The sequence below is a fragment of the Candidatus Omnitrophota bacterium genome, from assembly GCA_041649175.1.
Lineage (GTDB): Bacteria > Omnitrophota > Gorgyraeia > Zapsychrales > JBAZNR01 > JBAZNR01.
In genome coordinates this window covers 173,049-186,831 of the sequence record JBAZNR010000003.1, presented here as the reverse complement: position 1 = coordinate 186,831, position 13,783 = coordinate 173,049, and the positions used below count along the sequence as shown (strand labels likewise).

Annotated in this window: 11 protein-coding genes; all 11 read right to left on the bottom strand. The window is 41.0% G+C overall.

Annotation, left to right across the window (positions count from 1 at the left end):
- Nucleotides 1–6: 6 nt before the first annotated feature.
- The 11 genes from WC676_07995 to asnB are packed head-to-tail and all read right to left on the bottom strand — an operon-like array spanning nt 7 to nt 13,783.
- Nucleotides 7–702, bottom strand: a complete 696-nt coding sequence (locus WC676_07995; GenBank protein ID MFA5060551.1) for a tetratricopeptide repeat protein — start codon at nt 700–702, stop codon at nt 7–9.
- Nucleotides 695–2,863, bottom strand: a complete 2,169-nt coding sequence (locus WC676_07990) for a hypothetical protein (protein ID MFA5060550.1) — start codon at nt 2,861–2,863, stop codon at nt 695–697. The genes WC676_07995 and WC676_07990 overlap by 8 nt, the downstream gene beginning before the upstream one ends.
- Nucleotides 2,863–3,798 carry a lysylphosphatidylglycerol synthase transmembrane domain-containing protein gene (locus tag WC676_07985; protein ID MFA5060549.1) on the bottom strand — a complete coding sequence of 312 codons (936 nt, stop codon included), beginning with the start codon at nt 3,796–3,798 and terminating at the stop codon, nt 2,863–2,865. The genes WC676_07990 and WC676_07985 overlap by 1 nt, the downstream gene beginning before the upstream one ends.
- A 10-nt stretch (nt 3,799–3,808) precedes the next feature.
- Nucleotides 3,809–5,005 carry a glycosyltransferase family 4 protein gene (locus WC676_07980; protein MFA5060548.1) on the bottom strand — a complete coding sequence of 399 codons (1,197 nt, stop codon included), beginning with the start codon at nt 5,003–5,005 and terminating at the stop codon, nt 3,809–3,811.
- 12 nt (nt 5,006–5,017) lie between these two features.
- Nucleotides 5,018–5,938, bottom strand: coding sequence for a Gfo/Idh/MocA family oxidoreductase (locus tag WC676_07975; protein ID MFA5060547.1), 921 nt, complete (start codon nt 5,936–5,938; stop codon nt 5,018–5,020).
- Nucleotides 5,925–7,079, bottom strand: a complete 1,155-nt coding sequence (locus WC676_07970) for a radical SAM protein (protein MFA5060546.1) — start codon at nt 7,077–7,079, stop codon at nt 5,925–5,927. The genes WC676_07975 and WC676_07970 overlap by 14 nt, the downstream gene beginning before the upstream one ends.
- Nucleotides 7,079–7,855, bottom strand: coding sequence for an NDP-sugar synthase (locus tag WC676_07965; protein MFA5060545.1), 777 nt, complete (start codon nt 7,853–7,855; stop codon nt 7,079–7,081). Before WC676_07965 ends, WC676_07970 begins: the two co-directional genes overlap by 1 nt.
- A gap of 22 nt (nt 7,856–7,877) precedes the next feature.
- Nucleotides 7,878–9,989 carry a bi-domain-containing oxidoreductase gene (locus WC676_07960; protein ID MFA5060544.1) on the bottom strand — a complete coding sequence of 704 codons (2,112 nt, stop codon included), beginning with the start codon at nt 9,987–9,989 and terminating at the stop codon, nt 7,878–7,880.
- Nucleotides 9,990–9,993: 4 nt separating this feature from the next.
- Nucleotides 9,994–10,755, bottom strand: a complete 762-nt coding sequence (locus tag WC676_07955) for a class I SAM-dependent methyltransferase (protein MFA5060543.1) — start codon at nt 10,753–10,755, stop codon at nt 9,994–9,996.
- A 2-nt stretch (nt 10,756–10,757) separates the two neighbouring features.
- Nucleotides 10,758–11,960 (bottom strand): hypothetical protein, encoded by a 1,203-nt coding sequence (locus WC676_07950; protein MFA5060542.1) that lies wholly within the window; start codon nt 11,958–11,960, stop codon nt 10,758–10,760.
- The gene (gene asnB, locus WC676_07945; protein ID MFA5060541.1) at nt 11,957–13,783 is read right to left on the bottom strand and encodes an asparagine synthase (glutamine-hydrolyzing); all 1,827 of its coding nucleotides are present in this window, start codon (nt 13,781–13,783) and stop codon (nt 11,957–11,959) included. The genes WC676_07950 and asnB overlap by 4 nt, the downstream gene beginning before the upstream one ends.

Genomic DNA, 13,783 nt, shown 5'->3' with positions numbered 1-13,783 from the left:
TTATCATTAAAAGATTTTTGGATTAAAATTTTTATCTCTTTGTAAAACACGAGCACGTTCTAAGAATCTTAATGAGGACAAGCCATTTTGAGCGTCGCAAAGCATCAATATTTCTTGGCATTGATCGTAAGCTTCTTTAAGATTAAGTTCCGCGGCTAGGATCAAGTTTTCTTTTGACCCAAAATATCTCTTCTCAAAAAATACGGATGCAAATACAAATCTCAGCGTTTCTCTTAAGTCAACGGCCTTGGCCTTGCGCCAGGAAGACAAAGCCTTCTCAAATTGCCCGGATTTAAAATAAACAACTCCCAGATTGTAATATGTCCAAAACGATTGCGGAGCTTTTTCAACCGCTTTTTTATAGAATTCAATAGATTTCTTATGATCGCCTAAATAGTAATAACAAAATCCTAAAAGATACGGCGGTTCGGGCTGATGAAGCGCATATTGCGCTAATCGCTCATAATACCGAATTTGTTCGCGCAGCTGAAACTCATTAGGAAGAACCTTGGCAGCGGACAAATCCAATAAATAATCCATAGGAACCTTAAAATAATTCAAAAGCCTTGCCTGGATCTTGCCCTGATCAAGGATCGCAGACAAAAGTAAAAACGCGGCAAGATACAAGGCCCAAGAAAAACCTCCTATCTTAAGCATCGAATGCGTCACATTCTTCAAGAAGTCCTTAAGAAAATTAAACATACTGTTTTTGATCCTGTTTGATGAAAAGATATATAACAAAAACAAAAAACAGAGCGTAAAATGCCAGCAAGAAATAGCTCAGCCAATATCGCCACGCAACTCCAAAATGAAAATAAACGATATGCTCTCCTGCCGGGATCCAAATCCCTTTGAAAGCAAAATTCGCCCGATGGATATCTATCTTTTGGTTATCCATAAAACACTTCCACTCATTGTGGAAGCTGTCGTTGTAAACCAAGAATTTGGTTTCGGAGAAATTCGTTCGAAATTTTATCTTGTTGAGGTCGAAGTCCAAAACCGTCAGTTGCGGTGAATTTTGAGCAATCTTCTCAAATTGATCTGCCGGATGCTTGCTTAAGCCGGCCGCAGAAAAATCATTCACATCATCAAAAATGAACGCAAGGTTTCTTTCAGCGCGAAAAACCTCTTCCATGCGTTTAAAATCAATATCACTCGTATCTACATGCTCGACCGTATCATAAACAATGAACTTATTGCGCGCGTAATTCTCAAAAACATCATATTTGATATTTTTTTGCAGTACATATGGATAGCTCAACCCCGTGTATTTAGTGCCGTCAAATCCGGATCCGTCTTGCATCTCTTTCGGGCTTCGCCCTTTAAAATAACTGTCGTTTTCACGCGCCGGGCGAATAAAAGAAAACTTTGGATAAAAACGATCCACCGGAAACCATGCAACAACCCCGCTTTTGTTTTTTATGTAGTGGGAAAATACCTCCACCGGCTGAATCAAGACAACAACAAGCAAAAGAAAGCAAGGCAGGATTTTTCTTCCCTTAAAGAGTCCGGAAAAATGCGCGAAGAAAAATACGAAGCTTAAAACAACGGCCGCATACGAAGCCATGACAATATCGCCTTGTCTAAATAAAAACACAATAAGAAATAAATGAACGAGCGTAATAAATCCAAGAAGAATATTTTTCTTTCTTGTGGATCTGGGATCATGTTCAAGAAAGATCCGCAGCTGCTCAACGCAAAACAAAATAAGAATTGGGAAACACAAATAGAGAAGATAAAAGATGTTTCGAAACAACTTAAAGAAATAGATGTGGTCATATAGAAATCGGTGTGCCGGCGTTGCGTCCGTCAACATGACAAGAAGCACAATAAATCCCGAAATGAATAACGCGAGCAATCTTCGATTTAAATAGTTAACCATTGAGAGCAGAAGGATAATAAAAATAAACACCGACATGTAAAACAAAGTTTGATCCGGAAAAGCAAGTTCCGAAAATAACCACTTAAACGTAACAGGGCCAATGATAGATCCTGTATTGATCGTGTCAATATCCATACTGGCCGTATGCGCGTCGCCGGCTCCTTCATGGCGCCAAGATAAAATTTGGTCTCCCTTAAAACCTTCCCAATACCAAAGTAAGCCCGGGATAAGAGAAGCCAAAATAGATGCGATGCAAAAAATCGATAATGCCTTGTTCTTTCTTAGAAAAGCAGAAACTTTAGGAAGCTGACGCTTTATTTCAGGAAAAAACAGCAAAACAAAAACAAGGAATACGGCGGCAGAGATCGTTACAAAATAAAACGGCATATATGTCGTAGTGACGATCATCAACGAAAATGTTAAGCCCAATAAATACTTTTTTTCAGGGCTTCCCATAAACACCGCTAAGAAATAGAAAAACCATACCGACGGAACAAAAAGAAGCAGGATGCAATAATTGTTGAAGATCGTAAACGTTAAAGAGGAGAACAAAAGAAGCGTAAAAGAAATTACCGCCAGATCTACCCTGCCAAGAAATTTTTTAGCCAAGAGATAAAACCCAAACAACCCCAGAAAATAATACGATGTCGAATACACGGCAAAAGACGACATGGGTGATAAGCTTGTATGGCTTAAAGCAGCATAGACCCATAGAAAAGGATTAAATTCGCCAATAAAGCGCAGATCAATATTATCAAGCCTGCCCCATGAATAAAACGGATCCCACATCGGAAAAACACCGCGCGAAAGATTGTCCATATAGTGTTTGATAATATGGTAGTAATCGATCCCATGACGGGTCATGGAGGGCTCGGCAAAAAAATATCCTCGAAAAATGAAAATCCAGACTGCGACGGGAAGAAGAATGCAGATATTCTCTTTAAAAAATAAGAATATTTTCTTAAATCCTGCAGTTATCATTATTTTTTATCTAACCCTGCCAGCGAAAGACCTTTACGTTTAAACAAAAGATATGTGAAAATTGGCGTTAAGCTAAAAGTAATCAACAAATGTACCACCCGAATAAGCGCCGCGCCCATAACCCCCACAGAAAAACTTTGCCCAAGAACCGAAAAAATCAACGCGATCATAGCTTCTTGAATGCCTAAGTTGCTTGGCGTGATGCTAACGAAATTTACGATTGTCGTATAGACACCGACCGCCAGTGCCTGTTCATATGATACCGAGATCCCCAAGGCATAAAATGCTGATTGAAAAATAAAAGCACTTAGGGCAAACTGCGCGACATATGATATGCCAATGCGCATCAAGCCCATTTTCTGATTACGAATGGCATCAAACCCTTCAAGGGCCAGCTTCAACATCTGCGCGATGCGCCGTTGAGAAGTAATTTGGGGTATATGTAAAACAAACGGAACAATGGCCACGATCACGAATGCCCAACAAACCGCAAGAAGGATCATGGAAACTTTTGTTGCTGCGATCTTGAGAGAAAAAAATAAAATGACCCCAAAAATCCCGGTCATAAAGACCCCCAAGAAAGCACTCGCAAAGAAAACAGACGTAAATTTCGAATACTCTAGCCCTTTCACCGCTTTCAAGTAAACGGCCTTAATAATTGAACCGGGACTGGTCGGGCCTAAATAATTGCCAAAATTAGTTAAGATGGACAGCCCAAATGTCTCCGCTAAAGTTAATTCGACATTTAAGAGATTTACCACAAGACGAAAGGTATATCCGGTGACAAAGAAAAATGCGAGGATCAGGAATAGCAGGCAAAGGATATTCAAAATATTTATGCTTCTGAATAAGAAAAACTGATCCCGGTTTTCATAAAGATAAAAGCAACTAATGAAGAAAACAATTCCCGAAAAAATTAAGCTATAACGTTTCATATGGGTTACCTTAGAGGTTTTCAAGCATCTTTAAGAAATTTTTTACGCTTTCCTCTGCCGAAAACGGACGACAATGCTGAAAATTATTTTCTCCCATCTCTTGACACCGCCTGGGATCATCTAATAGGAACTTCGTACGTTGATACAGATCATCCGCAAGATCCTGAACAACATATCCCGTTTCCTTGTCTTTCACCAAAGTTGGGATCGAGCCTCCGGTAGTAACAATAACCGGCTTTTTAGCGGCCGCGGCCTCTATGATCGACATGGTCCACGGTGGATTAAACTCGATAAAAAATAAAATGTCACATAAAAAATAATAGGTCGACAGATCTTCCTGGGCGACGTAACCCAAAAACGTTACACTTTTTTCAATGCCCAAGCGGCGAACGGTATCCTGGAGCTGCCCGTATTCCGGCCCCTCACCGATGATAAGGCCATGGATTTCCTGTCTTTCATGGGTCAACCGGTAGATAAGATCTAAAAATTCCGGGATATTCTTTTTTTTCGTTAAGGAGGCGTTCATAAGCAGTATTTTCTTTTTTCCGAGGCTTAAACGATTCCTGAATGCTTCAACCTTTTTTGCTGCATCGTCCGTGATCTCAAAGCGTAAATAATCGACACCGGCCGGCACTACGCAAAAACGCAAGTCGCCATATAACGAACGCGCGGAAATTATTTCCTGAGAGCTCCAGACCAAAACACCATCGGCCAAGCGCGGCAACCTTTTGTGTAAAACCTTGTAAACAGCGATAAAAGGCGAAAAAACCGTCATCCAAATACCATATGTTTTTTTCGTACAATCACGCAGGTCATATAACTCCCTTGGGATCTGATAACAATAATAAATCAGCTTAGCCTTAGGGAAAAGTATCTTGGATAATACAGCCGCAAAAAGGCTCTCTTCGGAATGCAAAACGATAACATCCGTTTTTCGAGGAATAATGATCGGCAAGAATATGATGGTTGCTATTTGGCTAAAGATCGAACAAATTTTAACAAATCCGGATTTCTCTCTGACCTTAGTTTTAGATTTGAAAAGCGGCTGAATGGACCCTTTAAACCAAAATGGCAAAGGGATGCAAAACCTTGGACAAACAATGGTATTGTTATGCCCTTTTTCTTCTAAGGTTGTCGTAAAAAGCAACAGCCACTTGCTTGCGCCATGGATGCGAAAAACACTCGAAGAAATATGAACAATATTCATGCTGGCCTTTTGTTAAGCAAGAATAATATCTGAAACCATCTGCATATTTTGAACCGCTGCCTTCGTGTCACAAAGAAACTTCTCTTTTGTTTTAATCTTATTAACAAAGTCGCTGATAAAAACAAAAAAAGGATCTGCAACTGGATTTTCTTGCCTTAACTCATCGTCCCGAATAAGCGATGGGCAATATTGATTATCCCGGACCTCAAAGGATCTCGATGTTTTTAAGCCATTTATCTTGAAACTGAATTCTTTAGGCCCCTTTGGATCTTCCTTAAAATGAAAGTGGCATTTGATGCCCGTATACTGGAACCAACAATGATAATCATTTTGTGTAATTTCTTTTTTTAATGAGGAGAGCACCCCACGAGGCGCGAGGTAATTTATTAACGAGATCCCATGAGGCAAAAGATCAACGCCGATCTCATCGCCATTGTGCTTCCCTTGAGCAAAATAAGAAAATTCAAAAGACTCAATTTTTGGAGGAAGCCCATAAAGTTTTTCATAGGCTTGTAGGTAAGCAATATTGCAGATATTAAGAGCTAGTTTTTCTTGCGCATTTTCTAAAAGATACCGGCAATCTTTTTTAATTCCTTCCGGCGTGACCGCCTTGTTCCAAAAAAGAGGTTTTTCACAAAAAACAAATAAACCTTTATCCAGAGACTTTCTGATCTGCTCGAAATGGATATCCCACGGTGTCGCGATGCTAACGGCGTCAATGCCGCAGTTAAGCAATTCCTCAATATTCCAAAACGGTTTAAGGGACAGGCGAAATTCCTTGTTAAGCCGGGCAGCGGTTTGGCTGGCCGATTCTTGCGAGCGTCCCAAAATGCCTTTAACAAAAGCACCGGCTCTTGTAAATTCTCGAACATGAGCCCGCCCGATACCGCTCGCTCCTAAAACCGCAACCTGTAATTGATCAGATTTTTTCAATGATTCCTGATTGCTTAAATAGGCTATTAACAACGTGTTCTTTTCGGTCACAACGGCAATCATTCTTGCACATCTTAACAAAGAAGGATTCGACGTATTTCTTAAAATTCTTTACATCATAATCATAAAAGAGGTCCCAAAAATCACGCTGAGCTAAATTGCCCAAGCTCATATCGCGAAAATGCGGAGCGGCCGACTCCGAACAATGCGCCAAATATCCGTCAAAACCTATGGTCGGAAAAACAAATCTGGCAAAACACGGATGCGTGCGCCTCTGCTCCGCGATCCCATAGTCCGCGTCAAAATCCAAAATAACGACCTGCACTTGATCCGAAGTAAAGCTGTCAATGACCGGCTTTAGGCGTTTAAAACTATCAAGAATTTCTTGTCGCCCGGGCACCATAACATCCTGGTCCGCTTTTTCATGTCCACGCGGCACTTGCGGAAACGTAAAGCGAATAATATCAACCCCCGCCGCCGTAAGATCTTTAATGGCCGAAACAACTTCCTCTGTTGAATTATTAAATTGGGTTACCAAGTATGTTGCGCTGACATCTAGCGGACAATTTGTCAGTTTGCGCGCCGCTGTAACACGGCGAATGTTCTCTAAGACCTTATGATAGATATCTCCACTCGAATGCCCTACTCCATGAGTACGATTGTAACTTTCTGGATTCCCCGCATCAACGCTGATGCTGAAATAACTTAGTTTCTGGATATTTGATCCCGTCAATAGCCCGAGAAAGCGGTCAGAAAACCTAATCGACTTAGTATGAAAACCGAAAATAACATTGTTATCGCGCGCTGTTTGCAAAAGGTCATCGATATGCTCGTAATTAAGAGGATCCGTGGCATACCCTGCAAAAATAAATTTATTGATGCCGCCGTTCGGCCCCTGCGCCGCCTGGCGCAAGATCTCGACATATCTTTCAGGTCTTAAGCGCTCTTGGGTATTCTTTGATGTGCCTCCATAGCAATAAGGACAGCTTAACCAGCAAAGCTTATCCCCACCAAGACGGCCCGGCTGGATCTCAAGTTGATGGGGGATAATCGTTTTATTAAGGATTTTTCTTATGACTTCATCAACATCGCTGACATAGCGATTTTGATAGGAATATCTCTTAAGTAGATCAGGCGTCATTATTTAATTTCCCGTAACGTCGTTAGTTTAAATTTTCGAACAATATTTTCCGCCTGCTGAATATCTTTGGGGCTATCTACGGAATGCCAAAAGCCTTTCGCCGCCCAATGAGTGGCTTTCCCTTTTCGGATCAATAATGGATACAGCTTTTCTTCAAACGAATCACACTGCCGAAGGTTAGTGGCGGTCAACGCTCTTTTATTCAAAAAAGCAATTCCGGAATAGATAAAACCGTAATTATTTTTCTTTCCGGACAAACCATACCGATCAATTTTTGCATCACGGTCAAAATTAATAACCCGTCCATTTTTCTCATAAATAAGACCGTAATTTGAAACGATCTCGGCCGACGCCAAGGTCAACCAAGATTTTGTTCTTGAATGTTTTTTATACATCTCTTTCAGATCAAAGCGAAAAAATGCATCGCCGTTAAGCAAGAGAAAATCTTTTCCGTCCGGAATAAAACGAGCAATCTTCGCCAAACGCCGCGCAATCGGGGTATTAATTCCGGTATCAACAAGGACGATCTCACAATTAAGTTGCGCGAAATTCCTATCGACATAAGATTTAATCATATTCCCAAGATACCCTAAAGGAAAAATAAATTTTCGAAAACCTATACTATAAAGCTCTCGAAATATATACCAAAGGATCGGTTTGCCGTTTATTAAGACCAACGGTTTTGGAACATGGCGAGTTAATGTTCCCATGCGCAGTCCCCGCCCGCCGCATAATATAACGGCATAAGAATCCGACAGCTTAGAAGGAGTTTTCATGATGTTAAGATTTTCTTGATGATCAACGATGGATTATTTGTTCGTGAGCTTTAAGGCAAACCCAAGAGGCGGATAATGCATCATCCAAATCCTCATCTGAACAATGTCCGGATATTTTTGTGCTAAAATATTCCAACTCTTCAAAATGCCCCATCCCTAACATTTTCGATTGAATCTTCCCGTTAATGAGAAGCGTATTGAAATCAATGATTTCTAAAGTCTTGCTTCCACAAAATATTTCAAGCCTTTCCCGAGGAATTTTTGGGCCGCCCAAACTTGTATAAATAAGCTGTCCAAGACTATTGTTCTCATATTTCACTTGAACTGCAAAGTTGAACAACCCTTCTTTGGTATCTGTTGATATCGGAAAGGAAGCTGCCGAAACTTCTTTTGGTCGCGATCCGGCAAAACAATTCATCAGGTCGAAAAAATGGTCCGCTTCCCCTAACAAGCGACCACCACCCTCAACAGGATCCAGTGTCCAGTGAGAATCGGAAAGATTTTTTATATTTACCACATAATTCATCACAATAGGTTTTTGAGTAATATATTTCTTTGCTTTTTGAACGATCGGTGAAAATCGCCGGTTATAGCCAGCCATAAAGCAAACATCGTTCTCTTTTACTGCTTGCCGGACAGCATCCAGGTCTTGCAGACTCATCGCCACTGGTTTTTCTACAAAGATGTTCTTTTGGGCTTTTGCCGCCTCAATGGCGATCAAAGAATGCAGATCGTGGCGTGTTGCGATCAAAATGGTGTCAATATTCGGGTCTTGCAAAATATCGTGATACTGAGTCGTCACACACTCAATATTGTAGCGTTTGGCCATCGCGGCCGCATTCATACCTGAAGCAGAACAAATAGCCTTAATATTAAATTTCTTTAATCTTGATAAATTCGGAATATGGACATTGCGGGTAAAATTCCCAGAACCAATAACGCCGATATTGATAACATCCTTAGAAACATGCCTACGAGGTACGGCGCTAACAATTTTCGTTTCTATTTTCTCATTTTTGGGATACGAAAGAAGCACAGCTACAGACTTCATTTGGGAAGTTTTAACTTTATCAAATGCTTTTTGTGCTTCACCAAGCGGAAAAATTGAATCGATTAAAGGCTCAATATTCAGGCGGTTTTCAGCCATGAGCCGGATCACTTCTTCTAAATTCCGTTTTTCCGTCCATCGAATATACTGATACGGATATTCGATCCGTCCTTTCTCATAGGAAGGATCATAACTGCCAGGCCCATACGCCCGCGAAAACGACAAATCAAGTTCATTTAAGAAAAACGGTTTACGCTCAAGGTCCATTTTGACAATCCCGACAAAAGTAACCCTCCCTTGCTTTCTTGCCATTTTCATCGCATTATTCGCAATAACAGAATCTTGAGAAGCAGCGCAGATCATCACACAATCTGCTCCTTTGCCCGCTGTTATGCGCAAAACTGTATCCACCGCATCATCTTTTGCCGGATTAACGACGTATTTTAGCCCTGCCTTCATTGCCAATTCAACTCTTTGCTCGCTAAGATCAATACCGATCACGCGCATTCCCGAAGCCAGAAGAATTTGAGCCGCAAGCTGTCCTAATAGCCCTAAACCGTAAACAACAACCCACTCGCCAATCTGCCCTTGAGACCGACGAATACCCTGCAAAGCAACCGCGCCAACTGTCGCAAAAGCAGCATATTTTAAATCAAGATTCTCGGGAATTTTTACAACATGATTGGCGTAAGCCGCAACTTGTTCGGCATGACCCTGAGCGGCAAAAGCAACCTTGTCTCCGACCTGGACATCAGTAATATTTTTTCCTTTTGCCAAAACGATCCCTGAACCGCTGTAACCGATCAGTCTATAAAGAAACAATTCATTCGTGATGGTATCCGCTGTCTCTTTTAGGCCTCCGGAAAAAATAAGATCTTTAACTGCATTACGCATCCACGGATCGGTCAAAGCAAGTTTGGCCAATTCAATGGGATTCTTGCTGATTTCAGCTAGCTCTGTTCCCGAGCTAATAAGCGAATAATGAGAAGAGATAAGCGCCTGGTTTTCTCCAGCATGAGGAGTAGGAATTTCTTCGATACGAATAATACCTTTTGGGTCAATAACGCGGCGTATGAGCTGTTTCATATTTTTATTTTCTTGCAATCACCAACACACCTGCTCCGCGTGCCGGCTTACTGTTACGGCCAAAATAAGAAACGATTAAAAGGAAAGGAAAAACAGCCGCATAAAGACATTTATTCTTCATGCGGGCTTTTGTAATTAAATAGGAGATATTATTCGTGATCGTCTCAAGCCAGCCGTATGTATAATAATTTTCTACGACCTGGAAGCCGACTCTCTTGATTTTCTCCAAAATATCTTCCATAGTATATCCTGGACGATAATGCCCGTCCACATCAAAGTTAACTTTCCAGCCAAAGAAAATCCAGCGCCGATAATATGCCGGAACATGGAGGATCAGCTCTCCTCCAGGCTTTAACGCCGCGTAGAAATTACACAACGCTTTTTCATCCTCTTCAAGATGTTCTAGATTATCAACATTGAGAACCAGATCGTATTGGTTTTTAAAACTTAAATGATTGATATCCTGATAGAGAAATTGACAATTTACAAGACTGACTTTTTTTGCGATTTTCTCGTTGCGCTCTAAGAGTTTTTTATCGATATCAATGCCGGTAATTTGACTTTTAGGAAGGCGCCGCGCCATCTCAAAGGTAAAAATCCCCTGCCCGCAGCCCGCATCAAGGATTTTGCTGTATTTTGCCGTAATCAGCGGTAGAATGCGCCGCGCCCGAATTCTTAAGCCATTGATCGGAATTCCAAAGATCCGGATATAAAATCGTTCTGCCCCAGATAATGATTGATCGTAAATTAATTCCTGGCCCAGCATAATTAAATTCCTTTTTTCACAGGATCAGAATCGGCTAAAACATATTCCGCTAAGGCCCTGGCCATCCAGGCATTACACCAGCGCATCAGCGAAAAATCACACTTAAAGAACCTGCCTTGACGGTAAATAAAATCTTGAGCTCGAGACCGATAAAGATTATTCATCGTCCACTCGCCAATACGAGCAGCCTGCACTATATATTCTTTTTTATATCGTCCGGCTTTAGCAAAGCTTATAATTCCTTGCGCCGCGCCATGAATATCAAGCGGATATTTCTGGTCGTTCATCCAGCGTGGCGCTCCGTTATCCTCAAAAAGGTTTTTTTGATAATAGTCTAAGCCTTGCCAGTAAACATCCATGTACCGTTCATCTTTTGTTTCTTCAAAATATTCTAAAAATCCGTCCAAGATCCCACCCGTATGATAATTATCATGGCGGATAAACGACTTTCCTTTGGGCTCGGTATAATACCAGGCATTATACGATGTTCGACGATGATACGCAAAATTCAATTGTTTTCTGGCGATATCCAGGATTTTTTGATCCTGTTTGTGCCAAAAGATCTTCGTCAAGAAAGCCGCCGACAAAACCTGAATATTGATAACGATCAAATTGATCGGTTGCGCAATATAAGAAATAGCTCTTTCTTCGCCTTTTTCATAGATAACGGGCAAATCTTCCGTTAAAAACCTGGCAACCGAGCATGCCGCATCCAGATATTTTCTGTCGCGTGTTTCACGAAATGCATGGATCAGGGCTTCCCCGGTAAAAACGGTTACCACACAATTCGGTTCGCCCTTATTTTGAAAAAATGGCGGGATATCCTGCCAGGCAAATTGATAGCCCCAGCATAAATTTTTATATCCCGGCGAAGGATTTTCTAACAGCCAATCCAAAAGAATCTTTGCTTCTTTTAAATATTCCTCGTTTTTTGTTTTCCGGTAAAGGAACAGATACGCGCGCGCAAAAAGCGCTATGCCCTTAGGATTACGGAATGTTTGAACGCCTAAAAACGGACGAATATTAAAAGGAGATTCTTTGACCAATTGGATCAAAATAAAACGCAGCCATGGATTGCCGAACGAAAGCTGCTGCAAAAACGGGCTATTAAGCGCATCAAACTTATCATAGCCTTTATAATCATTGGCTTGCGCGCTTTTGAGCGCGCCCAACAACACCGGTTCATAGTTTGCGGTTTTGATCATTTTATCGAGACAATGCCTTTCCAGGTATTTAACTGACTAATCTTCCAGCGATAAGAATTTTCTTCAGGCAAAACAGAATTATTTCTGAAGATTTCTGGAAAAGATTCTTGCAGCTGCTCATAGCTTTCTTCCGTCATCTGCCGCCACTGCGGTATACTCATCCACTCTTGCGTCGGAACGCCAAATCCTATCTTGTCTTTTCTATTCAATATCTCATCAACCGTATATCGCCCCACAGCCTGTTTTTGTAAAAACTTTGTTTCTCCCGATCTGATTTTTAAATCCTCGCTTAGGCCCAAAACATATTCAATAAGCCGGTAATCCAGATAAGGTACGCGCGCCTCAAGTGAGAAAATCATCGAATTACGGTCTTCCAACCGTAGAAGATGTTCAAGTTTATATTGGAAATGCCGCAAGAGGCTGACATTGAGACTACTCGCGTCAAAGAATTTCTTATAAATAAGACTTGAATCGATATGTTCCTTAAAGAAATCAGGATTTATGAATGAAGCTTGCCTCATAAGGATTTTCTTTTTTACAACATCCGGCAATACCTGGAAGAGAAAAGTTTCATAAGCCAAGCGTTCCTGACGGCGCAAAATGCTCTTTCCTAATTCGTAGGCAAATTTCCCAATCCTTTTTTTATTCCACAATCCATACAAATAAAATCCCAGAAAATAGGGATAGCCCGCAAAAACCTCATCACCGCCCTGCCCGTCTAATAAAACAGTAACATTGTGTTCTTTGGCTAGTCGCATCACTTCATATTGCGCATAATAGGTCGCATCGGTTGATGGTTCATCGATCGCATAAACAAAATCACGTAAATCTTTAAAAGCCTTTTGCCCGTCCGGAAAAGTGCGGTAATTTTTAAAAGGATATTTTTGATTTAAAGCATCAACATACTTTGTCTCATCAATTTTATGCCCGGGAATTGAAGCGGTAAATGTTGAATAATTTTGCTCAATTGCATGATGCGAAAAAAGTATTCCCGTCAAAATCGAAGAATCCAACCCTCCGCTAAGGCAAGACCCCACCGTCACATCACTGCGTAATCGAAAATCGACCGAAGAAACAAGAAGATCTCTTATGTGCTTAGATGCCTCATCGAGAGAAACAGAAATATTTTGGTTAAAGTAACTTTCAGGATCCCACCATTGGATCAATTGCAATTTTTCATCACGAAAAGTTGCATAATGCCCTTTGGGAATACGCTTGATCTCATTTAAAAATGTTTCATCAAAAATATCTGTCCGGTTAAAAACCAAATAATCAAAAACCGCTTGCCTGCTCATTGAAAAGTGAATGCCCGGAATACTTCGTAGCGCCTTAATTTCAGAAGCAAAATATAATTTTCCGTTATGTACGCAATAATAGAGCGGCTTAACCCCAACCCTGTCGCGCGCCAGGAATAGAGAGTTTTCTTTTTTGTCGTAAATAGCAAAGGCGAACATCCCGTTAAACTTTTCTAAACAACGGGAACCGAATTGTTCAAAGCTTTTTAATAAAACTTCCGTATCTGTCTTGGTTTTAAAACGACATCCGAGCTTCACAAGTTCATCGCGAAGTTCAATATAATTGTAAATCTCTCCGTTAAAAATGAGAATATATCGCCCATCATCAGAAAAGAACGGCTGATGCCCGTCTTTAGATAAGTCAATGATGGATAAACGGCGATGCCCTAGAACACATATCTTATCCGAAAACAATCCTTGGTCATCGGGGCCGCGGTGCTTTTGAATGTCATTCATCGTTTGAACAGCTTTTATATCCGATTCCCTAATCTCTTGGCGCTTAGAATAAATTCCGGCTATCCCGCACAT